Origin of the sequence: Gluconobacter roseus NBRC 3990 (assembly GCF_006538885.1) — a bacterium.
Taxonomy (GTDB): domain Bacteria; phylum Pseudomonadota; class Alphaproteobacteria; order Acetobacterales; family Acetobacteraceae; genus Gluconobacter; species Gluconobacter roseus.
In genome coordinates, this window is record NZ_BJLY01000001.1 from 764,310 (window position 1) to 785,127 (window position 20,818).

Annotated in this window: 20 protein-coding genes; 6 read left to right on the forward strand and 14 right to left on the reverse strand. The window is 61.4% G+C overall.

All coding sequences use genetic code 11. The features are described 5' to 3' along the window. Positions 1 to 29: 29 nt before the first annotated feature. Together GRO01_RS03360 and pdxH are read right to left on the reverse strand one after the other, a co-directional pair. Positions 30 to 914, reverse strand: coding sequence for a universal stress protein (locus GRO01_RS03360; protein WP_062509281.1), 885 nt, complete (start codon positions 912 to 914; stop codon positions 30 to 32). Positions 915 to 961: 47 nt separating this feature from the next. Then, positions 962 to 1,564, reverse strand: a complete 603-nt coding sequence (pdxH, locus tag GRO01_RS03365) for a pyridoxamine 5'-phosphate oxidase (RefSeq protein WP_174787393.1) — start codon at positions 1,562 to 1,564, stop codon at positions 962 to 964. A 305-nt stretch (positions 1,565 to 1,869) separates the two neighbouring features. On the opposite strand from pdxH, the gene fabI reads away from it, so the two are divergent. Both fabI and aroC read left to right on the forward strand, forming a co-directional pair. Next, positions 1,870 to 2,721: an enoyl-ACP reductase FabI gene (gene fabI, locus GRO01_RS03370; RefSeq protein ID WP_011253503.1), complete on the forward strand. Its 852-nt coding sequence runs from the start codon at positions 1,870 to 1,872 to the stop codon at positions 2,719 to 2,721. A gap of 1 nt (position 2,722) precedes the next feature. Next, positions 2,723 to 3,805 carry a chorismate synthase gene (aroC, locus tag GRO01_RS03375; protein WP_011253504.1) on the forward strand — a complete coding sequence of 361 codons (1,083 nt, stop codon included), beginning with the start codon at positions 2,723 to 2,725 and terminating at the stop codon, positions 3,803 to 3,805. 27 nt (positions 3,806 to 3,832) lie between these two features. Here the strand turns inward: aroC and GRO01_RS03380 are convergent, their stop codons facing one another. After that, on the reverse strand, positions 3,833 to 4,264 hold the full coding sequence (locus GRO01_RS03380; RefSeq protein ID WP_062509278.1) for an OsmC family protein: 432 nt from the start codon (positions 4,262 to 4,264) through the stop codon (positions 3,833 to 3,835). A 459-nt stretch (positions 4,265 to 4,723) separates the two neighbouring features. Here GRO01_RS03380 and GRO01_RS03385 point away from each other — a divergent pair, with 459 nt between their 5' ends. Together GRO01_RS03385 and GRO01_RS03390 are read left to right on the forward strand one after the other, a co-directional pair. After that, on the forward strand, positions 4,724 to 6,577 hold the full coding sequence (locus GRO01_RS03385) for a ribonucleoside-diphosphate reductase subunit alpha (protein ID WP_371857375.1): 1,854 nt from the start codon (positions 4,724 to 4,726) through the stop codon (positions 6,575 to 6,577). Between the two features lie 121 nt (positions 6,578 to 6,698). Beyond that, entirely contained in the window at positions 6,699 to 7,721 is a 1,023-nt protein-coding gene (locus tag GRO01_RS03390) for a ribonucleotide-diphosphate reductase subunit beta (RefSeq protein ID WP_062509276.1), read from the forward strand. A 21-nt stretch (positions 7,722 to 7,742) separates the two neighbouring features. Here the strand turns inward: GRO01_RS03390 and GRO01_RS03395 are convergent, their stop codons facing one another. After that, a complete protein-coding gene (locus GRO01_RS03395) occupies positions 7,743 to 8,585 on the reverse strand; it encodes a tRNA1(Val) (adenine(37)-N6)-methyltransferase (protein WP_062509275.1) in 843 nt (280 codons plus the stop codon). A gap of 150 nt (positions 8,586 to 8,735) precedes the next feature. Here GRO01_RS03395 and GRO01_RS03400 point away from each other — a divergent pair, with 150 nt between their 5' ends. Then, positions 8,736 to 9,791: a polyprenyl synthetase family protein gene (locus GRO01_RS03400; protein ID WP_062509272.1), complete on the forward strand. Its 1,056-nt coding sequence runs from the start codon at positions 8,736 to 8,738 to the stop codon at positions 9,789 to 9,791. Positions 9,792 to 9,833: 42 nt separating this feature from the next. On the opposite strand, the gene murI is transcribed toward GRO01_RS03400, so the two are convergent. Both murI and GRO01_RS03410 read right to left on the reverse strand, forming a co-directional pair. After that, positions 9,834 to 10,679 (reverse strand): glutamate racemase, encoded by an 846-nt coding sequence (gene murI / locus GRO01_RS03405; protein WP_083541364.1) that lies wholly within the window; start codon positions 10,677 to 10,679, stop codon positions 9,834 to 9,836. Next, complete coding sequence (locus GRO01_RS03410) at positions 10,679 to 11,425, reverse strand: orotate phosphoribosyltransferase (RefSeq protein ID WP_062509270.1); 747 nt, start codon at positions 11,423 to 11,425, stop codon at positions 10,679 to 10,681. Before GRO01_RS03410 ends, murI begins: the two co-directional genes overlap by 1 nt. 206 nt (positions 11,426 to 11,631) lie before the next feature. On the opposite strand from GRO01_RS03410, the gene GRO01_RS03415 reads away from it, so the two are divergent. Then, the gene (locus GRO01_RS03415; protein WP_024716776.1) at positions 11,632 to 11,868 is read left to right on the forward strand and encodes a hypothetical protein; all 237 of its coding nucleotides are present in this window, start codon (positions 11,632 to 11,634) and stop codon (positions 11,866 to 11,868) included. Between the two features lie 16 nt (positions 11,869 to 11,884). Here the strand turns inward: GRO01_RS03415 and GRO01_RS03420 are convergent, their stop codons facing one another. The 8 genes from GRO01_RS03420 to GRO01_RS03450 form a co-directional block, all read right to left on the reverse strand. After that, complete coding sequence (locus tag GRO01_RS03420; RefSeq protein ID WP_062509269.1) at positions 11,885 to 13,180, reverse strand: citrate synthase; 1,296 nt, start codon at positions 13,178 to 13,180, stop codon at positions 11,885 to 11,887. A gap of 92 nt (positions 13,181 to 13,272) precedes the next feature. Further along, positions 13,273 to 13,782: a SixA phosphatase family protein gene (locus GRO01_RS03425; protein ID WP_174787394.1), complete on the reverse strand. Its 510-nt coding sequence runs from the start codon at positions 13,780 to 13,782 to the stop codon at positions 13,273 to 13,275. Between the two features lie 5 nt (positions 13,783 to 13,787). Beyond that, complete coding sequence (locus GRO01_RS03430; RefSeq protein ID WP_062509265.1) at positions 13,788 to 14,147, reverse strand: chorismate mutase; 360 nt, start codon at positions 14,145 to 14,147, stop codon at positions 13,788 to 13,790. After that, positions 14,137 to 14,823 carry a metallophosphoesterase gene (locus GRO01_RS03435; protein ID WP_062509263.1) on the reverse strand — a complete coding sequence of 229 codons (687 nt, stop codon included), beginning with the start codon at positions 14,821 to 14,823 and terminating at the stop codon, positions 14,137 to 14,139. Before GRO01_RS03435 ends, GRO01_RS03430 begins: the two co-directional genes overlap by 11 nt. Positions 14,824 to 14,935: 112 nt before the next feature. Beyond that, entirely contained in the window at positions 14,936 to 17,353 is a 2,418-nt protein-coding gene (locus tag GRO01_RS13520; protein ID WP_408874199.1) for a coiled-coil domain-containing protein, read from the reverse strand. A gap of 411 nt (positions 17,354 to 17,764) precedes the next feature. Then, positions 17,765 to 19,471, reverse strand: coding sequence for an AAA family ATPase (locus tag GRO01_RS13525; protein ID WP_231490279.1), 1,707 nt, complete (start codon positions 19,469 to 19,471; stop codon positions 17,765 to 17,767). Between the two features lie 34 nt (positions 19,472 to 19,505). Further along, the gene (locus GRO01_RS03445) at positions 19,506 to 20,132 is read right to left on the reverse strand and encodes a thioredoxin domain-containing protein (protein WP_062509261.1); all 627 of its coding nucleotides are present in this window, start codon (positions 20,130 to 20,132) and stop codon (positions 19,506 to 19,508) included. Continuing rightward, a complete protein-coding gene (locus GRO01_RS03450) occupies positions 20,133 to 20,756 on the reverse strand; it encodes a thioredoxin domain-containing protein (protein WP_062509410.1) in 624 nt (207 codons plus the stop codon). Positions 20,757 to 20,818 lie beyond the last annotated feature (62 nt).

The following is a 20,818-nucleotide window of genomic DNA, read 5'->3' on the forward strand; positions in this document are numbered from 1 at the left end:
AGGAAAACGGGCAGGCGGGAAAAATATCTTCAGCGGCTCATAAGAACGGTTAGTTGCGCTTTTTCCAGAATGTGACGGGTCACGCCGCCAAGGATCATCTGGCGCAGGCGGGAATGGGAGTAGGCACCCATGCCCAGCATGTCGGCATTGAATTCCGTGGCCGCCTTCAGCAGGCCCGCACCAATATCGCGGTTGATGGCCTCGAACTCGCGGGCGGTGGCGGAAATGCCGTGCATCCGCAGATAAGTCACGACCTCGTCCGCACCTGGGCCACGGCGCTGGTAGTCCTGACAGGTCAGGACCTGCACGGCTTCAGCCTTGTGCGCCCAAGGCAGGATGCAGCGCAGGGCCAGCGAGGCTTCCGGTGTTCCGTTCCAGGCGATCGCGATCCGCTGGCCGACCGTCTTCGGCGGTGTCGGTGGTGCGATCACCAAAGGGCGTCCGCTGTCAAAGAGAATGGCGTGCAGTGTTTCGGAAGCACGTGGGTCGCCATCCTTGGCAAGGTTCGGGACCAGCGTCATGTCGGCCAGACGCGAGCGCCATGTCAGGGAATCGTGCTCGGTCCCGTTGAGAACGTCGAGGCTGGCGCTGACGCCATCGCCCGCGGACGAACCGATCTTGGAGGGCTCGATGCGACGGATGCCGTGCTCATGGATGAAGCTGTCGAAAGCCTTGCGGATCGAGATCGCGCGGCGCTGGGCTTCGGTCGTGGCCGTGTCGATCATTTCATTGACCATACCGGCCGAAATGCCTTCACCCGCCAGCGTCGCGACCTCGGACGGGTCAGAGCCCACCACGACGGCCGACAGATGGGCATCGAAACGGCGCGCGAAATCCAGCGCGACCTGCATGACGGCTTCAAGGTCACCGGAGCCGTTCAGGGGGAGAAGGATATTCTTGATATCAATAAGCATGGGTAAAGGCTCCCCGGCCAAAATCTTTGTACGTCGTTCTGATGTATTTACGGATAAAGTCGCGTGACGTTCCATCCGTTTCCATCACGTGTCCACACAGCCCGGTCATGCAGGCGATAGGGCCGGTCCTGCCAGAATTCGATGGCCTCGGGGACTACGCGGAATCCGGACCAGTTGACGGGGCGGGGGATCGGACCATCGCCATATTTTTCGTCCGCGGCCTTCAGGCGTTCTTCGAACGTGCTGCGATCATCCAGCGGGCGGGACTGGTCCGAGGCGATGGCGCCAAGACGGGACATGCGCGAGCGGCTTGCGAAATAGGCGTCGGCTTCTTCCGTGGTGACAGCCTCGACCGGGCCTTCGATCCGGATCTGGCGGCGCAGGGACTTCCAGTGGAACAGCAGGGCGGCATGTGGGTTGGCCAGAAGCTCGAGCCCCTTGCGGCTTTCGAGATTGGTATAGAAGACAAACCCCCGCTCATCCGCGCCCTTGAGTAGCAGCATCCGCACGGAAGGACGTCCGTCCGGCGTGGCGGTCGCGACGGCCATGGCATTGGGATCGTTCGGCTCGGACTTTTCCGCATCCGACATCCAGGCCGCGAACAGGGCAAAGGGATCGGCCTTGAGGTCAATCAGGGGAATGTCGGACATGGGAGTCTCCTTGGTAACAAGATCGGCGCGGCAGGACCGGGCCGCCACTTTCGCAGTCATAGCGCGTCCCGTCGGGTCCAACCATGTGGAGAGTTTAAGACCACCCTGCCGGTCATGCCTTGATCTGGGACAGTGCACGAAAAATAAGTACGGGCTGTTAAGACAGGTGCTTTCCGCAGGTCCCAGTGATGCCTTAATGCCCAGTTTGCGGGCAAAAAACGGCGCAATGGTCGCAAAGTCTTGTCTGTAACGGGCGCTTGTGCAACCACGGCCCTCAATACGCCAACGCGATTCAGGAAATCACCATGTCTGAAACGGAAGACAATATCCCGGCTCCAGTGACCGGCACGCTCATGAAGGGCAAGCGCGGTGTGATCATGGGTGTTGCCAACAAGCACTCCATTGCCTGGGCCATTGCCAGCGCCTGTGCGGCACAGGGTGCGGAACTTGCTTTCACCTATCAGGGCGAAGCGCTGGGCAAGCGCGTCCGTCCGCTGGCCGAGAGTGTGGGCTCCTCGCTGGTCCTGCCGTGCGATGTCAGCAATGACGACGCCATCAATGCGACGTTCGACGAGATCGAAAAGAGCTGGGGCAAAATCGACTTCGTGCTCCATGCCATCGCCTTCGCCGACAAGCAGTATCTCCGTGGCCGTTATATCGACACGCCGCGTGATGCGTTCCTGCAGGCCATGGACATCTCCTGCTATTCCTTCGTGGCCGTCGCACGCCGTGCATCCGCGATGATGAATCCGGGCGGATCGTTCCTCAGCATGACCTATCTCGGTGCCGAGCGCGTCATGCCGCATTATAATGTGATGGGCGTGGCCAAGGCGGCTCTGGAAGCTTCCGTGCGTTACATGGCTGCCGATCTGGGCCGCGACGATATCCGCGTGAACGGCATCTCCGCCGGTCCGATCATGACGCTGGCTGCTAACGGGATCAGCGATTTCCGCTACATCCTGCGCTGGAACCAGCTCAATGCGCCGATGGAGCGCAACGTGACCCTTAAGGATGTCGGCGGCTCGGGCATGTATCTGCTTTCCGATCTGTCCAGCGGTGTGACGGGCGAAATCCATCATGTGGATTGCGGCTACCACACGGTCGGTATGAAGAACCCGGACGCTCCGGACATCGCAGCGGTCGGTTCCGGGAACTGACATGTCGGACAACAGCTTCGGGAAGCTCTTTCGCGTCACCACCTGGGGTGAGAGTCACGGACCGGCCATTGGCTGCGTCATTGATGGCTGCCCGCCCCGCCTGAAGCTGTCCGAAGAGGACATCCAGCCCTGGCTCGACCGTCGCCGGCCGGGGCAGTCCCGTTTTACCACGCAGCGCCGGGAGCCGGATCAGGTCCGGATCCTGTCGGGCGTGTTTGAAGGGCAGACGACCGGCACGCCCATTTCGCTGATGATTGAGAATACCGATCAGCGGTCGAAAGATTACGGCGATATCGCAACCCGCTATCGCCCCGGTCATGCCGACATTGCCTACGACATGAAATACGGCATCCGCGACTATCGCGGGGGCGGGCGTTCCTCTGCGCGTGAGACGGCCATGCGGGTTGCGGCAGGGGCCGTGGCGCGTGTGTTGCTCAGAACGCTCGTGGGTGAGGGCGTGAAGATCCGCGCGGCCCTGACGGGAATCGGTGGCCAGACCATCGACCCGTCCCGCTGGGACTGGGACGAGGTCGAGCGCAATCCGCTGTGGTGCCCGGACGCGGAGTCCGTGGGCCCATGGGAAGCGTTGCTCGACTCCATTCGCAAGGATGGGTCATCGATCGGAGCGACTGTCGAAGTCGTGGCGGAAGGTCTGCCTGCCGGACTCGGTGCGCCGGTCTATGGAAAGCTCGATGCTGATCTGGCCGGTGCCATGATGGGTATCAACGGTGTGAAGGGCGTCGAGATCGGGGACGGTTTTGCCGTAGCCGCTTTACGCGGTGAGCAGAATGCTGATCCGATTGCGCCGGGACCGCAGTTCGCATCCAACCATGCCGGCGGCATTCTGGGCGGTATTTCGACGGGACAGCCCATCGTGGCGCGTTTTGCGATCAAGCCGACCAGCTCGATCCTCACGCCTGTTCCGAGCATCACGCGTGATGGCGAGTCTGTCGAAGTGATGACGAAGGGGCGGCACGATCCCTGCATTGGCATCCGGGCCGTGCCGGTTGCTGAAGCGATGATGGCCTGTGTGTTGGCCGATCATCTTCTGCGTGATCATGCGCAGTGTGGCTGGGGGCGTTAAAGCCCCAGCCTTTCGGTATCGGGCGCCTCAGCCTTCGAAGGTGGCGTCCAGCGTAATCTTGGCGTTGATGACCTGTGACAGCGGGCAGCCTTCCTTGGCCTTGTTGGCAATGTCCAGGAACTGCGCTTCCGATGCACCCGGAACCTTGCCTCGCAGGGTCAGGTGAGACTCCGTGATGGCAAAGCCTTCACCGGACTTGTCCAGAGACACCGTGGCTTTCGTCTCAAGAGAGTCGGCCTTGAAGCCGGCCTGTTCGAGCATCATGGACAGCGCCATGGTAAAACAGCCGGCATGGGCCGCGCCGAGCAGTTCCTCGGGGTTTGTGCCGGGCTTGTCTTCAAAGCGCGTGTTGAAGCCGTAGGGCTGGTTTTGCAGGGCGCCGCTCTGCGTGGAAATCGTGCCTTTGCCGTCCTTGAGACCGCCACTCCAGTGTGCCGAAGCTGTCTTCTTGATCGTCATGATGGGCTCTTCCATGTTGTGGGCTCGCCCGTTCAAACGTGACATGTCATGGATCGTTGCCCGCGTTGGTGTTCACGAAATTTCCCGATCCTGTGACCGCCATCACACAGTGGAAAAGTGCCTTGGGAAAACTCTTGGGATAACAGGCTGATAGGGGCTGTTTTCTGCGATCAGCACTATATCTAGGGGCATTCACGAAATCCTTCCCTAGATATAGGCGGAGCCAAATTCACACCTCTTCCGATTTTGCAAGCGAACTTCGTGCTTGCGATCGGGTTCGGAGTGATGGAAATGAGTGCTCAAGAATTCAAAAATAGATGCCCGGCGGAGAGAGCGATGACCCTTCATGACGTGACGATGGACGTGTCCGAAAAGACTGATCTCGCCCATGACGTGCGTCCGCCGCTCGACCATCCCATCGGTGAGGCGCCGCTACCGGGCGATTCCGATTCCGAGGACATGTTCGATGATGTGGTGCAGCTTCCGGGCCATCACGCTGTGCGGGTGGATCGCTCGCGCGACTCCCTGCTGACGGATTTCGGCAAGGCGACTCTGAACAACCGTTACCTGCTGCCGGGCGAGGACTATCAGGCGCTTTTTGCGCGTGTGGCCTCCTATTACGGCGCGGATGCTGGCCATGCGCAGCGGATCTATGACTATATTTCCCGCCACTGGTTCATGCCGGCCACGCCTGTGCTGTCCAATGGTGGCACCGAGCGCGGCCTGCCGATTTCCTGCTTCCTGAACGAGGCCGAAGACAGCCTCTCGGGAATCGTGGGACTGTGGAACGAGAATGTGTGGCTGGCCTCCAAGGGCGGCGGCATCGGATCCTACTGGGGCAATCTGCGCTCCATCGGCGAGAATATCGGCCGCAACGGCAAGACGTCCGGCGTCATCCCGTTCATCCGCGTTATGGACAGCCTGACGCTGGCGATTTCGCAGGGCTCGCTCCGTCGTGGCTCGGCGGCAGTGTATTTGCCGGTCTGGCATCCGGAAGTGGAAGAGTTCGTCGAGATGCGCCGCCCGACGGGTGGTGATCCGAACCGCAAGGCCCTGAACCTGCATCACGGCGTGCTCGTGACAGACGCCTTCATGCGTGCGGTCGAAGCGGATGAGGAATGGGCGCTGCTGTCTCCGAAGGATCACAGCACGATCCGCAAGGTCTCGGCGCGTGGTCTGTGGATCCGGATCCTGACGGCGCGGATGGAGCAGGGCGAGCCTTACATCATCTATTCCGATCATGTGAATCGCGCCCGTCCGGAGCATCACAAGCTGGCCGGGCTGGAAGTGAAGACCTCCAATCTCTGCGCCGAGATCACGCTGCCGACCGGCATTGATCATCACGGCAAGAACCGTACGGCTGTCTGCTGCCTGTCTTCGCTCAATCTTGAAACCTGGGACGAGTGGAAAGATGATCCGCAGTTCATCGAGGACGTCATGCTGTTCCTCGACAACGTGCTGCAGGACTTCATCGACCGGGCACCTGACGATATGGCGCGGGCGAAGTACGCCGCCGCGCGTGAGCGTTCGGTTGGGCTGGGTGTGATGGGGTTCCATTCCTTCCTTCAGGCCCGCATGATCCCGTTCGAGTCCGTGATGGCGAAGGTCTGGAACCGGAAGATTTTCGAACACATCCGCAAGCAGGCCGATGCGGCATCGAAGCATCTGGCGGAAGTGCGCGGTCCGTGCCCTGATGCTGCCGAATACGGCTTCATGGAGCGCTTCTCGCACAAGCTCGCCATTGCGCCGACGGCCTCGATTTCCATCATCACCGGCAATGCCAGCCCCGGCATTGAGCCGATCAGTGCGAATGTGTTCCTGCAGAAGACGCTTTCGGGCTCGTTTTCGGTGCGCAATCGCCACTTGAAGAAAATTCTGGAAGAGCGCGGCTACGATACGGACGAAGTCTGGTCGGCGATCACGCTGAACAAGGGCTCTGTGCAGAATCTCGACTTCCTGACGCAGGACGAGAAGGACGTGTTCAAAACGGCGTTCGAACTCGACCAGCGCTGGGTCGTCGAACATGCTGCCGACCGTGCGCCGTTCATCTGTCAGGCGCAGTCGGTGAACCTCTTTCTGCCGGCCGATGTTCACAAGCGCGACCTGCACCAGATCCATTTCCAGGCGTGGAAGAAGGGCCTGAAATCCCTGTACTACTGCCGCTCCCTGTCCGTGCAGCGCGCGGATGCCGTGTCCAACCTCGCGGTGAAGAGCGACATTCTGGAAGACGAAAAATACGAAGCCACAGCTCAGGCCGCCCCTCGTGGCGAGATGAGCAGCGGCGATTACGAAGAGTGCCTGTCCTGCCAGTAAAATCCGTTATTAAAATAAGAACTAGACACGATTTTTTGGGTTCGATCAGATTGGCCTAGTCGCAGAATCAACAAGCGTGTAGCCTCTTGCGTTCTTTCAAAAATTACGCCAGGGCTGCACTATGACCGACGTGAATCCAAATTCTGCTGCCCCGTCTCAGGAGCAGCATCTCGACCTGATGACCGCTAACCCGGTCTACAAGCCCTTCCGCTACCCTTGGGCCTATGACGCCTGGCTGACCCAGCAGCGCGTCCACTGGCTGCCGGAGGAAGTGCCGCTGGCCGATGACGTGAAGGACTGGCACCGGACGCTGACGGAAGCCGAGCGTCATCTCGTGACGCAGATCTTCCGCTTCTTCACGCAGTCGGACGTGGAAGTGAACTCCGCGTATATGAAGTATTACAGCCAGGTCTTCAAACCGACCGAAGTGCTGATGATGCTGTCTGCGTTCTCGAATATCGAGACGATCCACATCGCTGCGTATTCCCATCTTCTTGACACTATTGGGATGCCCGAGACCGAGTATTCGGCCTTCCTGAAATACAAGGAGATGAAGGACAAATACGATTTCATGCAGTCGTTCAACATCGACAACAAGCGTGAAATCGCCAAGACCATGGCGGCCTTCGGGGCGTTCATGGAAGGGCTTCAGCTTTTCGCGTCCTTCGCGATCCTGCTGAACTTCCCGCGCTTCAACAAGCTCAAGGGCATGGGGCAGATCGTGTCCTGGTCGGTGCGTGACGAGACGCTGCACTGTCTGTCCATGATCCGTCTGTTCCGCACCTTCGTCCGCGAAAACAGCGAAATCTGGACGCCGGATTTCCGCGAGGAACTGACGCAGATCTGCCGCACCACGGTCGAGCATGAAGATGCGTTCATCGATCTGTGCTTTGAGATGGGCCCGGTCGAGGGCATGTCTTCCGAGGACGTGAAGCGTTACATCCGCTTCATCGCCGATCGTCGCCTGACGCAGCTGGGTCTGGACCCGGTCTATGGGCAGGAAAGCAATCCGCTGCCCTGGATCGACGACATGCTGAATGCCGTCGAGCACGCCAACTTCTTCGAGAACCGCTCGACCGAATACTCCCGTGCGTCTACCTCCGGGACCTGGGAAGAAGCGTTCGAAGGCAATGTCTTCAGCTAAGATTCGTCGTGTGGAGAAGTCTTAGCCTTCGGGCAGGGCTTCTCCGTCACGCAGGACACGTTCGGCCGCAATAGTGAAGCGGCCATCTGCTTCATGCAGCATCAATCCGGAACGCAGCCGGAAAATCCCGCGGCCTCCATGCACCGCGCGGACCAGAACCAGCTTCGCTTCACGTCCCTGACGGGGCCAGAAGGGGTAGAACTGGATCGAACCACAGCCGTTTTCCAACAATGTCTGGCATGCCCGGTCTGCAACCGCAGCGGACAGCACGAATGTCAGTGTCCCTCCCGGTAGCACCCATTTCGTCAGGGCTCGGATCCACTCTTCCGGAGCAGTTGTCTCTGCGCTCAGGGCAAGTCGTCGTCTGGTATCGGGCGACGGCGTTCCGTGCGGGCTGTGCCAGGGCGGATTGGCCATGACATGATGAAAGCGGCCGTTTGCGGTTGGCGTAAAGGCACGCAGGGTTTTGGGGATGTCGGGTAGGTGGGCCTGAAGGATCTGGAGCTTCGGAAGGTCGGTTGGACCGGAATTGCTCTGGATGTTCCATTCAGCCAGTTTTATCGTCTCGGGATCGGCTTCCAGTCCGACTCCATGCACGCCCGGAATGCGGGCCGAAAGACACAGGAGTGCGGCACCGGCGCCACAGCCGGCTTCCAGAACTGTTTCGCCCGGTCTCGCCGGAATGGAGGCGGCCATCAGGACTGGCTCAAGCCCGGTCCGGTAGCCCCTGCTGAACTGGTCATAGCGGACCCGTCCTCCCAGCAGTGAGCCTTCCTCCCGTGCGGGGCAAAGCGTGACAAATGAGCCATCGGGGAGGGGCTTCGGGGGCTGCAATGGGTTGACCGTCTTCCTGCTGCCGCTCATATGGTCTTTCCAACCTGTCGTCCGGCGTTACATGGCCCGTTCGTTCTTCCCGCGACAGGAAAGAAAGAGGCGGGCCACGCCACATCATATCGTGCCCGTGCGGTCCTGGGCCAGTCTCCGGGTCCGCTGCGGGAACTGGAGTAATGACCCTTGGATTCTGCCGCACCGGACGTTTCTGCGACCGTTGACAAAGCTGTGGTCAGGGATGCAGGGGGCGAGAGCGCCCTTTCCGCTCTGTCCGCCTACCTGGAACAGGACATGCAGGCCTGCAACCGTGCGATCATCGCGCGGATGGAGAGCCCGGTCCCGCTCATTCCGCAGCTTGGCGCCCATCTTGTCGCGGCTGGCGGCAAGCGTCTGCGACCCCTGCTGACACTCGCCTCCTCCCGTCTGTGCGGCTACCAGTCGACTCCTGAAAACCAGCGTCATGTTGGTCTCGCCGCCTGCGTGGAGTTCATCCATACGGCAACGCTGCTTCACGATGATGTGGTCGATGAGAGCAATCTGCGTCGGGGTCTGGCCTCGGCCAATGCCGTGTTCGGCAACAAGGCCTCCGTCCTGGTGGGCGACTTCCTGTTCGCGCGCTCCTTCCAGCTGATGACGGCAGATGGCTCGCTCAAGGTCATGGCGATCCTGTCCGATGCCTCGGCGACCATTGCTGAAGGTGAAGTCCTGCAGATGGTGACGCAGAACGACCTGTCCACGCCGGTCGATCGCTATCTTGAAGTCATCCATGGCAAGACGGCCGCCCTGTTTGCGGCAGCCTGTCGTGTCGGTGCGGTGGTCGCAGATCGTCCGGAAACGGAAGAGCTGGCGCTGGACCGTTTCGGGACCAATCTGGGCATGGCGTTCCAGCTTGTCGATGATGCTCTGGATTATGCAGCCGATCAGCAGATCCTCGGCAAGACGGTCGGTGACGACATGCGCGAAGGCAAGATCACTCTTCCGGTTCTGGCCGCCTATGAAGCTGGATCTGCGGAAGACCGGGCGTTCTGGGAGCGTGTGATCGAGAAGGGCGAGCAGACGGAAGCGGACCTGCCGCATGCTCTGGATCTGATCGAGAAGACCGGTGCGATTGCCACGACCATTGCCCGCGCCCAGGCCTATGCGGCCGAGGCTGTGGACGCGCTGTCCATTTTCCCGGAAAGCGAACTGCGTCGCCTGATGATCGAGACGGTTCAGTACACCGTCGATCGCGCACGCTGATATGCTTTGAGACGCCCTGCTGCTAACCGGCAGGGCGTTTTTTCAGGCTTCCGCTGTCTGTAAGGCGGGAGCCGTAAACAGCTCCCATTCATTGAACCCGAGCCGCTTTGCCGCGGCTTCCAGCCTGGCCGCTTCATGGGGCGCGCGGGTCATGAGAAGCCTGCCTGCCTGCGAGGCTTCAGACAGGCGTTCGGCAGTCTGCAAAACTGTTCTGACCTGACGGGCAACGGCGGGGGCTGGGTCCAGCCAGGTCACGCCATCCGGTGACAGGCGCTCGAAGGCATCCATCAGAAATGTATAATGGGTGCAGCCCAGTCCGACAGTATCGATCTCGTCGCCATGAGGCTGGCTGAAAAGACAGTGCAGTTCGTGCTGCACGTCCGCATCCGCAATGGTTTCACCCAGAAAGGCGCGCTCGGCCAGATCGGCCAGCCTGCGGGCGCCATGCGTGATCAGGCGACAATCTGATGCAAAGTCCCGGTGAAGCTGAAGGATGTAAGGGCGTCGTGCGGTCGCGGATGTCGAAAGCAGGCCGATGACCCGGCTTGTCGAAACACGTCCGGCCCAGCGGATCGGGGGTACGCATCCGACTACCGGAATCTTCAGCTGTTTTCGAAGGGCAGGAAGGGCAATCGTGCTGGCGGTGTTGCAGGCGATGACCAGTACGTCAGGCTGAAGTTCCTCGCAGGCGCAGACCAGAAGGCTGACGATCCGGGAGGTCAGCAGGTCGTCCGGCTGTTCGCCATAGGGAAACAGGGCCGTATCGGCGAGGTAATCGATATGGAGGGCGGGGAGGAGATCGCGCAAGGCCTGCACGACACCCATCCCACCAATGCCGGAGTCAAAAACCAGACTCCGGCCGGCTGGCACGGATGCGCCAGTGTCCATCAGGCTTCGGCTTTGGCCTTGAGAGCCAGCGCCTCTTCCGCGCTGCTCACGCCGCCATGCTTCTTGGACCAGCCGCACGGGTCTTCCAGGAAGCGGCGGACTTCGGCGCTGTCCTTTTCGGAGAAATAGTCACCCCCGGCACAGGCTTCCAGAACGTCCCACCAGGTGCAGAGCGAATGGAGCGAAATGTCCATGTCTGCCAGCGTCTTGTGAGCGCCGGGAAACACGCCATAGAAGAACACGACGAAGGTATGGTTCACGATGGCGCCTGCGTCACGCAGGGCATTGGCGAATCGGATCTTGGAGGCGCCGTCCGTCGTCAGGTCCTCGACCAGCAGGGTGCGCATACCTTCGGGCACATCACCTTCGATCTGCGCGTTACGGCCGAAGCCCTTGGGCTTTTTACGGACATAGGCCATCGGCGTCATCATCCGGTCCGCAATCCAGGCGGCGAACGGGATACCGGCGGTCTCACCGCCTACGACAGCGTCGATGCTTTCATAGCCGATATGGCGGCCGATTTTCTCGACAGCCAGTTCCATGATCTTGGTGCGGGCGCGGGGGAAGAAGATGATCTTGCGGCAGTCGATATAGACCGGGGATTTCCAGCCGGACGTCAGGGTGTAGGGCTCTTCCGGACGGAAATTGATGGCCTTGATTTCAAGCAGGATGCGGGCCGTGGTGAGGGCCGCGTCACGGTCCCACTGGGTGCGGCCCGCCATCGGGCTATCGGCGAACTGGGTCATGCTTGTCTCCGCTGACGTCGTTTTCTCGTGGTTTACCGGGCCGCTGCCAGGAAGGGTAGGGGCAATATGGCCCGGTTTCGGAACGGATGAATTTTAATCGGACCTGTCAGTGTCTTCGGTCCCCTCGATCTTCGTGCTTGCATGGGAAGCCGTGGAGTTCTAGGGAGAGATATCGATATTCATTCTCATTTACGGCAGGATCAGAAGTGAGCATAGAGACCAGCCGGATCGGCCGGAAATGCGAACGCGCTGTTGTGACGGCCTATCAGGAACTGCGGGAAGTCGGACAGCCGGACATGCAGGCCTTTGCGGCCTGCACGACGCTGTACCGTATCCATCATCCCGAATCCTCCGTGAAAGAGGCCAGACGGCTCGTGGCCGAATGGATCGATCATCACGTCGTCCGTCAGGCCCGCGGCCAGACGCCGGGTTGCGACTGCTGAACCCCGTAGAGGAGCCTTAGCTCCTCTCGCTCATCGGGACGAAACTCCGTTCCGCTGCGCCGATATAGAGCTGCCTCGGGCGGCTGATGCGCACGGATGGCTCCTCGATCATTTCCTTCCACTGACTGACCCAGCCGACCGTCCGCGCGACCGCGAACAGAACGGTGAACATGCTCTTGGGAATCCCAAGCGCCTTGAGGATCAGTCCGGAATAGAAATCCACATTCGGATAGAGGCGGCGGCTGACGAAATAGTCGTCCTCCGTGGCTACGCGCTCCAGCTCCATGGCCAGGTCGAGCAGCGGATCGCGCTTGAGGCCGAGTTCCTCGATGACCTCGTGACAGGTCGCCTGAAGGATCTTCGCGCGCGGGTCGAAATTCTTGTAAACGCGGTGGCCGAAGCCCATCAGGCGCACGCCGGAATTGCGGTTCTTGACCTGCTCAAGAAAGGCCGGGATGCCGTCACGGGTGCCGATGGATTCCAGCATGCTGAGAGCGGCTTCATTGGCCCCGCCATGCGCCGGCCCCCAGAGTGCTGCAATACCTGCCGCAATACAGGCATAGGGGTTCGCACCGGTTGAGCCGACGAGGCGCACGGTCGTCGTGGAGGCATTCTGCTCATGATCGGCATGCAGCAGAAGGATGCGATCCATCGCGCGCGCCAGCACCGGATTGACCCGGTAGTGATTGCCCGGCCGGGCAAACAGCATGTGCAGGAAATTCTCGGAGAACGACATTTCTTCATCGGGATAGATGAAGGGCTCGCCGATGGAATATTTGTAGGCCCAGGCCGCAATCGTCGGGACCTTGGCGATCAGACGGCGTGCCGAAAGATCGCGGGTCGCAGGCTGCGAAATGTCCACATCATCATGATAAAAGGCCGAAAGCGCGCCGACCGTGCCGCACAGGATGGCCATGGGATGCGCATCACGGCGGAAGCCGTTGAAAAAGTTCCGGATCTGCTCGTTCAGCAGGCGATGGGTGTTCATGTCCGTGCGGAAGGCCTGATACTGCGCGGCGGTCGGCAGTTCGCCATAGAGCAGCAGATAGGCCGTTTCGGTGAAGCTGGCGTTGAGGGCCAGATCCTCGATCGGATAGCCACGGTGCAGCAGCACGCCCTTGTCGCCGTCAATATAGCTGATGGCGCTGGTGCAGGTGGCCGTGCTTCCCAGTCCCGGATCATAGGAGAACATGCCTGTTTTCTGAGACAGGGCACGCATGTCCACGACGTCCGGACCGATTGTCCCTTCCAGAACTGGAAACTGACGGCTGAGGCCATCGAGACCAAAGGTTGCGGAGCGTTTTTCGGACATGGGAATGACAAACCGGCCTGAGAGTAAGGATATTATTCTGTTTTACGTCCGAAAGGTTTTTTATGTCCAGAGACGCCCTTCGGATGATATTTTCAAGGTTGAAGCAGTTTGACGGGCTGGACCGTGGACGGTCGGACGTCCAGCCAGTTTCCCGGAACGTCAAAAACCGTCAGCCCCGCCAGTGGATAGCCCCGGTTGAGCGCTGAGAACTGCGGGCTCTGAAGGGCCGGACCAAGGAGGTCACAGGCAAATTCGCTAATGGTGGGGTTGTGGCCAACGATCAGCAGCGTTTGAACGGCTTCGGACGTGGCGTGGATGAGGCCGTAAAAATCATCTGCCACGGCGGAATAAAAGCTGTCTTCGATCGTGACGGCAGGCGCATTGCTCAATGCATCCAGCACGCCCTGTGCGGTCTGCCGGGTCCGTGCAGCGGGGCTGCACAGGATCTGTATGGGGGTGGGCAGGTCAAGCGTGGCAATCTGCCGGCCAATACTGGCGGCCTGTTCCTGCCCCGCTGGTGTGAGCACACGGGCGCGGTCGCCGCTCTCCGTCCGGACGTGAGGAACGGCTTCGGCATGGCGCAGAAGAAGGAGGCGGCGCATGGATATCAGCCTTTCGATGCCTGACGGGCGTTTGCGGCGATGGCTTCGTGATGGCGGATTACCTCACGGATAACGAACGCAAGAAACTTCTCGGCGAAATCGGGGTCCAGATGTGCGTCATTCGCAAGCTGGCGCAGACGTTCAATCTGTCGCGTTTCCCGGGAAGGGTCAGCGGGAGGAAGATGGGCGCGGGCCTTGAGTTTTCCGACTTCCTGCGTGCAGCGAAAGCGCTCGGCCAGCATGTGGATCAGCGCGGCGTCGATATTGTCGATGCTGGCGCGCAGGCGCTCGAGTTCGGCCAGTGCAGGATCGGAACCGGCAGGATCAGGGTTGCGGGGCGTGGAAGACACAGGCTTAGGGTTCATTCAGATCAATCCATGCAAGATGGCCGCCTTTTCCGGCACCGAGATCGGTAAAGACGGCCGTACCGCCCAGACGACCCGTCCGGCGCCAGGGGCGTCCGTCGGTCGAGCGGCGGTCATGGCCGACATAGACCGTCATCCCCTCGGGGATGCGGTTGATCCAGGTCAGGCGGCGTTCGGGATAGCCATCCGGCTGCATGCGGCCGGTGGTTTCACCAAAAAGGGCGCGGGAGAGTGGCGCGGACATCTCCCCCAGACCCGGCACGGGGGAGAGGGACAGCATCGCTGTGTGAAATCCGCCATGCACGAACAGGGAGCGTCCGATCCGCAGCCATGTCGGGGCCTTGTCGATCGCCTCATAGACGCGCTCAGGCAGGCCTTCATATTCGGGAAGGGAAATCTGCCGGAGCGTTTCTTCAAGCGGCGGATCACGCCTCAGACGACGGCCTTCGAGGGCGCGGCCGAGCTTGCGGTCATGATTGCCGAGGATAAAGAGGCCACGCTGCTGCTCCAGCAGTTCGAGCATCAGCTCCATGACGCCAGCGCTGTCGGGGCCATGATCAACAAGGTCCCCAAGCTGGATGACGAAGCGGTCCGTCGCCGTTGCGTGCCGGAAAGCGTTGAAATCACCATGCACGTCTCCCACCACGCGGAGACCGTGTTCACGGATTCGCGTCATGATGGGGTCGGGAAGGGGTGGATCAACGAAGATGGCGCGTGCTTTCTGGTTTTCCTTCTATCAAAGGGCCAGAACGGTCCAACGTCAATTTATCTGTTTGAGAAAATTGACCTCAGCCGTCCACAAGCGCTGCGGCGCGCCCCAGATCGACTGACAGAACCCGGCTTACACCACGCTCCTGCATCGTGACACCATAAAGTCGATCCATATGCGCCATTGTCAGCTGATGATGCGTCACGACCAGAAACCGCGTGCCGGCTTCCTTGGTCATGTCGGACAGCAGAGAGCAGAAACGCTCGACATTCGCATCATCGAGTGGCGCGTCAACTTCATCAAGCACGCAGATCGGGGCCGGGTTACAGCGAAAGGTTGCGAAGATCAGCGAAAGCGCGGTCAGGGCCTGTTCGCCACCCGAAAGCAGGGACAGCGTCGAGAGCTTTTTGCCCGGCGGCTGGGCAAAGATTTCCAGCCCGGCTTCCAGCGGATCATCGCTGCCGACCATGCCCAGATGCGCGCGTCCGCCACCGAACATGCGGGCGAACAGGGACTGGAAATGCCGGTCCACTTCCGTGAAAACCGCCAGAAGCCGCTCGCGCCCCTCACGATTGATCGTGCCGATCCCGCCGCGCAGCCTGTTGATGGCGGCGGTCAGTTCGGCATGTTCACGGGCGATGGTTTCGGCCGTCTCACGCGCTTCCTCGAACTCGGCTTCTGCCCGGAGATTGACGGCGCCGAGGTCTTCACGCTCGCGGTTCAGGCGGGAAAGACGGCGGCGGGTGGATGTCTCGGCCTGCTCGGACAGATCGGACGGATAGGCTCCCCCCTGAGCGCTGCCCTGTGGCGGTTCGCTGTCCGCCAGCAGGCGCTCGCGGGCAGCAACCGCCTGTTCGGCCCGCTCGGTCAGGCGTGCGATCGCTTCGCGTCCAGCCGCGAGTGCAAGGTCGGCATTGCGTCGCTGTTCCTGCGCTTCCAGTCCAGCAACCCCTGCGGCCTCGTCACGGGCGCGCGCTGCATCATACGCATTCTGGGCCTCCGTCAGGGTCTGATCGTGACCGGCGAGTTTATGTTCCAGCTCGGCGGGCAGAGCGCTCGCAGTCTGAAAGCTCTCCTGCAATACATCATGGCGGCCGCGAAGCTGGGCGAGGCTGGCCTCTTCCGTGGCAATCCGGCTGGCGAGTGTTTCAAGACGGGCGCGGACGGCAGTCAGCGCTCCGGTCAGGCGAACCTCTTCGAGGGACAGGCGGCTGCTCTCGGTCCGCGCCTCCTCCAACAGGTGACGCGTCTGCTGGAGAGGAGCCGCAGCGTCCAGAACAGCCTGTTCCAGCACGGCGGGTTCGGGACGTTCAGCCAGTTCAGCCGTCCGTCTGGCATGGTCTTCCCGAAGACGTCCGACCAGCGCCTGAAGGTCCGCCCGCCGGGGTTCAAGGGCGGAGCGGCGAGCTTGGGCTGTTGCGGCGGACTGATCGAGCGCCTGAAGTTCCCGCATCAGGCGGGTTGCCTGTTCGCGGCTCTCCCGCGCAGTATGTGACGCCGCATCGGCCGCAGAGCCGGCGGCATCAAGAACATTCTGTGAGGCCTGTGCGGCGGTTGTCAGGGCGATTATGTCAGGGCGGTTGTTCTGCTGCTGAAGCGAGATCCTCTGGGTCGTGAGCCGTGCGTGCTCCTCTTTCAGACGTGCCAGTCCATCGTCCAGATCCTGCAGGCGGGAGCGTGCCGCATCATGACGCAGGATGGCCTGATCGAGGGCACGAGCAGCGGTGTCTGCAGTGCTCCGGGCTTCCTGCAACCGGGTGCTGGCTGCTCGGAGTGCATTGCGAGCGTTTTCGGCATCTTCCGCGCAGGCTGTGGCTCTGGCCTGAAGAGCGTCGGGCGCGGGATGAGCCGCACATTCTGCTTCGGCCTGCGTCGTGGCAGTTTGTGCCAGCGTCAGTGCATCGTCCGCTTCCTGTCGGCGTTGTGTGGCCTGTTCCCAGTGGGTTCGCGCCAATGCGGCTTTCTGTTCGAGTCTGGAGGCGACGGTCCTCGCTTCGGCCAGTTGTGGTTCCAGCGTTGCCCGATCCCTGCGCAATGTTGCGAGGTCTGCTTCGGCCTGTTCGCGGGCGCGGATGGCAGAGGCACGGCTTTCGCTCAGTGCGGGCTGGGAAGCTTCGTGAGACTGAAGGAGGGCGCGAGCTTCCGTCAGGCGTTGACGCTGTTCGAGCCGCACCGCACCAGCATCCGGCGCATCGGCTGAGCGCGTAAACCCGTCCCAGCGCCACAGCGCGCCACTACGGCCGACGAGGACCTGACCCGGATGGAGCGCTTTCTGCAAACGGGGCCCTGCGGCTTCGTCTTCAAGCAGAAACGCTGCGTCCAGACAGCGCATCAGGGCTTCGGGTGCTTCAATGAGTGTAGAAAGCGCCCGGCATGACGGCAGCTCCGTCACACCCATCCGGTCCAGTGCGCGCCAGCGCCGGTCGGCGGGCGTGGTATCGGGTGCGAGCGAGGCGTCCAGACCATCCGCCAGCACGGCTGCGACGGCCCGGGCCATGTCCGCCGGAAGGTCCAGTGCATCCTCCAGCGGGTCAGGCTGGGCGACTACCGCATTCAGGCTCTGTTCAAGCCCTTCACATTCTCCCTGCGTCCGCAGGATCAGTGTTTCCAGTTCCGAAAGGGCATGCCGGGTCTGATTTTCCCGTTCGCGCCTCTCCGTGAGACTGGCTTCGGCTTTCGTCAGTGCATCCTGAAGACCATTCAGGCGGTCTTCGATCCGGGCAACGGCACTGACCGCCTCCTGAACAGTCTGTTCAGGCACGAGCGCCGTCCTGGCCTCTGCTTCAATGGCCGTAGCCGATTCCGCTTTCTGCCGAGCCTGATCGAGAGTGTATCGGTTCTGCTCAACAGCGCGCAAAAGGGCTTTCTGACGTTGCGCGCCCTCTTCGGCCGCCGCGCGAGATTCGAGTCACAGCGTGCCGAGCTGCTCCTGTTCCTGCCGCGCCTGCTCTTCGCGCTCGCTCGCTTCGTTCAGGGCCAGCACTGCGGCATTGCGGGCCGTCTCGAGTTCGGTCCGGGCCTGTTCGCTCAGGAGCGCAGTCTGGGCTGTCTCGCGCGTGGTCCGGTCCTGTTGGATCTGGCTTTCGGTCGTCTGAAGGCGCCGGTCCAGATCGGCCTCGGCGGCCTGCAGGGTTTCGAGGCGGTTCTTTCCTTCCGTCAGGGCGCGACCGTCCAGTTCGGCCTTCAGCCGCGCATCCTGCAACGCACTGGCGCAATCCTGTTCGCGTCGGCTGGCAGTCTCTGACTGTTCCTGCATCGATGCTGCGTTCTGACGCAGCGTGTTGAGCGTCGCGTTATCGGGAGTGGCCTGATCCAGCGCTGTGATTTCTGTTGTGAGTGCTTCCAGTGCCCCGACTTCCGCATCAAGCCGGATGGTCAGGGCATCCAGCCCTTCCATGACGGCATCCCGTCGAATGGCTTCGGCGTCACGCAGGCGGGTTGCCTCTTCGAAAGCGCTCGCCTGATCTTTTTCAAGCGCGGCAAGGCCGTCACATTCGGCTGCACAGGCACTGCGTTGCGCAGGGAGAGCGGCGGCCTCGGCTTCAAGGGCGGAACATTCTTCCGTTGCAGCTGTATGGGCCGCGCGATCGGCCGCAAGGCTGGCTTCGCTCCGGGCAAGATCACCCTGAGCCTGTTCCAGACGCGCGCGGGTTTCGGACTCGGTCTGTCGGGCGCGTTCAAGATCCTGACGCAGGGTTTCGGACTGAACCTTCAGTCGCTCCAAGGTACTGCGCAGACGGTCCGTTTCCTCGCGGGCATCGGGTGCTGCCTTGCGGGCTTCGAACTCGGCAATGGCCGCGGCTTCGGCAGCCTGTTCCGCCTTTTTGAGATCTTCGCGCGCCTTGGCGAGATCGTCCCGGCTGCGCTGGACGGCCAGATTGGCGCGGGCATGGAGCAGGGCGTGAAGCTCGGTTTCCGTCGTGCGGATCTTTTCGGAAATCTCGCGATATTTCCGGGCCTGAACGGTCTGGCCCTCAAGGCTTTCCAGCCGTTCCTCGAGTTGAAGACGCAGATCCTCGGCACGGGAAAGATTGGTCTCGGTCTGGCGCAGCTTGAGTTCGGCGTCGTGGCGCCGGGCGTGCAGGCCTGTGATGCCGGCGGCCTCTTCGAGCAGCAGGCGCCGCTCTTCCGGCTTGGCCGCGATAAGCTGGCCGACACGGTTCTGGCTGATGATGGCGGAACTGCGTGCACCGGATGCCAGATCGGCAAAGAGCGTCTGGACGTCACGGGCACGCATGACGCGGCCATTGATGCGGTATTCGCTGCCAGAGCCGCGCTCGGCCCGGCGGCTGATTTCCAGCTCGTCTGCGTCCTGAAACGGGGACGGGGCCAGACCGGCCGCGTTGCTCAGATGGAGCGTGACCTGTGCGATGTTGCGGGCAGAGCGCGCGCCTGTACCCGCAAAGATCAGGTCGTCAAGTTCTCCGCCCCGCAGGGCGCGGGCCGAGGTTTCGCCCATGGCCCAGCGCAGGCCTTCGACGACATTGGATTTGCCGCAGCCGTTCGGCCCGATGATCCCCGTTAGGCCCGGAAGGATATCGAGACGCACCTCATCGGCGAAACTCTTGAAACCGCCAATGCTCAGGCGGTCGATCGTCGTGGCGCGGCTCGACATCAGGGTATGGAAATACTGGTCCTACGGTTCTGGATCAGGACGCCTTGGCGACCAGATCGGCGAATTTTTCGTAGGTTTCCGGATCCTGGTCGTAATGCGTGTTGTTGAAGCGGAAATACGGCGTGCCCTGGATGTTGTAGGTGTCCGAATCTTTCTTGACCTGATCGAACAGGGCTTCCGCAAAGACATTGTCCTGGCTGATAGACTGGAACTGCGTCGCGGAGACTCCGGCCAGAGCAGACATCTGCTGCAGGCGCTGCATCGGGTCACCGCCGGCCGCGAAAGCCCACTGCATCTGGCTGGAGAACAGGGCCTCGAGGAACGGTAAGTAGCGGTCTTCCGGCAGGGAGCGTGCAACCATGGCAGCGGTCAGACCGACCCGGTCACCGCAGAAATCGTGAAACTGATAGCGGATCTTGCCCGTGTCGATGAGCTGTTCCTTGATCTTCGGGAACTCTTCTGTCGCGAAATGGGCGCAGTGCGTGCAGGTCAGGGAGAACCATTCCTGAACCAGAACCTTGGCGTTCGGATTACCGATGATACGCGGGCTCAGGCGGGGATCGACGGCATCAGCGGCACGGGACGCGCTCACGCTGCCAGCAACGGCGAGGGCCGGTGCGGCAGAGACGAAAAGGCGGCGGGAGAGGGAAAGACGGGTCATTCAGGAAGCCTTTGCGACTGCTTTGGCAAAATCATCATAACTGCCCACCACGTCTGGTGCGGCAACATCATTGATACGGAAATATGGCGTGCCCTGGATCTGGAGGAAAGCGCCATCATGATCCTGTTTGTTGATGATGGCCTCGCGCAGGGCGTCGTCGGCATTGATCCGGTCGAACTCCGCAGCATTGACGCCAAACAGGGCCGCACGCTTTTTCAGCTCCGCGACGGGGTCGATGTTCTGTGCGAACGCCCACTGGTCCTGATGGTCGAGCAGATCGGTCACGAAAGGCTCGTAGCGGTCGGCGGACAGGGAGCGCGATACCATGGCCGCCAGCAGGGCGACCTGATCGAGCGGAAAGTCATGGAAGCGGTAGCGGATCTTTCCCGTCTCGATCAGGTTCCTGCGGATCTGGGGAAAGACCTCCTGTGCGAAATGGGCGCAGTGCGAGCAGGTCAGCGAGAACCACTCATCCACCATGATTTTTGCATCCGGCGAGCCGATGACCCGTGGCCCCATGCGTGGATCGCTGGCCGGAAGATCCTCAGCACGGACAAACGGGACCGAGGCCGTAGCCACGAGAGCGGCGCCAGTCACGAGAAAGGCGCGGCGTCCGGAAAGCAGGGGGCAGACATGGGCGGGGCTCCGCTGGAAACGATGGGATACTCGAACGATGAACGGGGGCT

What these genes read in the sequence shown, in the direction of transcription:
- GRO01_RS03360 (WP_062509281.1), bottom strand. Translation starts at nt 914, where the DNA reads ATGCTTATTGATATCAAGAATATCCTTCTCCCCCTGAACGGCTCCGGT.
- pdxH (WP_174787393.1), bottom strand. Translation starts at nt 1,564, where the DNA reads ATGTCCGACATTCCCCTGATTGACCTCAAGGCCGATCCCTTTGCCCTG.
- fabI (WP_011253503.1), top strand. Translation starts at nt 1,870, where the DNA reads ATGTCTGAAACGGAAGACAATATCCCGGCTCCAGTGACCGGCACGCTC.
- aroC (WP_011253504.1), top strand. Translation starts at nt 2,723, where the DNA reads ATGTCGGACAACAGCTTCGGGAAGCTCTTTCGCGTCACCACCTGGGGT.
- GRO01_RS03380 (WP_062509278.1), bottom strand. Translation starts at nt 4,264, where the DNA reads ATGACGATCAAGAAGACAGCTTCGGCACACTGGAGTGGCGGTCTCAAG.
- GRO01_RS03385 (WP_371857375.1), top strand. Translation starts at nt 4,724, where the DNA reads ATGTTCGATGATGTGGTGCAGCTTCCGGGCCATCACGCTGTGCGGGTG.
- GRO01_RS03390 (WP_062509276.1), top strand. Translation starts at nt 6,699, where the DNA reads ATGACCGACGTGAATCCAAATTCTGCTGCCCCGTCTCAGGAGCAGCAT.
- GRO01_RS03395 (WP_062509275.1), bottom strand. Translation starts at nt 8,585, where the DNA reads ATGAGCGGCAGCAGGAAGACGGTCAACCCATTGCAGCCCCCGAAGCCC.
- murI (WP_083541364.1), bottom strand. Translation starts at nt 10,679, where the DNA reads ATGGACACTGGCGCATCCGTGCCAGCCGGCCGGAGTCTGGTTTTTGAC.
- GRO01_RS03410 (WP_062509270.1), bottom strand. Translation starts at nt 11,425, where the DNA reads ATGACCCAGTTCGCCGATAGCCCGATGGCGGGCCGCACCCAGTGGGAC.
- GRO01_RS03420 (WP_062509269.1), bottom strand. Translation starts at nt 13,180, where the DNA reads ATGTCCGAAAAACGCTCCGCAACCTTTGGTCTCGATGGCCTCAGCCGT.
- GRO01_RS03425 (WP_174787394.1), bottom strand. Translation starts at nt 13,782, where the DNA reads ATGCGCCGCCTCCTTCTTCTGCGCCATGCCGAAGCCGTTCCTCACGTC.
- GRO01_RS03430 (WP_062509265.1), bottom strand. Translation starts at nt 14,147, where the DNA reads ATGAACCCTAAGCCTGTGTCTTCCACGCCCCGCAACCCTGATCCTGCC.
- GRO01_RS03435 (WP_062509263.1), bottom strand. Translation starts at nt 14,823, where the DNA reads ATGACGCGAATCCGTGAACACGGTCTCCGCGTGGTGGGAGACGTGCAT.
- GRO01_RS13520 (WP_408874199.1), bottom strand. Translation starts at nt 17,353, where the DNA reads ATGGCCCGGGCCGTCGCAGCCGTGCTGGCGGATGGTCTGGACGCCTCG.
- GRO01_RS13525 (WP_231490279.1), bottom strand. Translation starts at nt 19,471, where the DNA reads ATGTCGAGCCGCGCCACGACGATCGACCGCCTGAGCATTGGCGGTTTC.
- GRO01_RS03445 (WP_062509261.1), bottom strand. Translation starts at nt 20,132, where the DNA reads ATGACCCGTCTTTCCCTCTCCCGCCGCCTTTTCGTCTCTGCCGCACCG.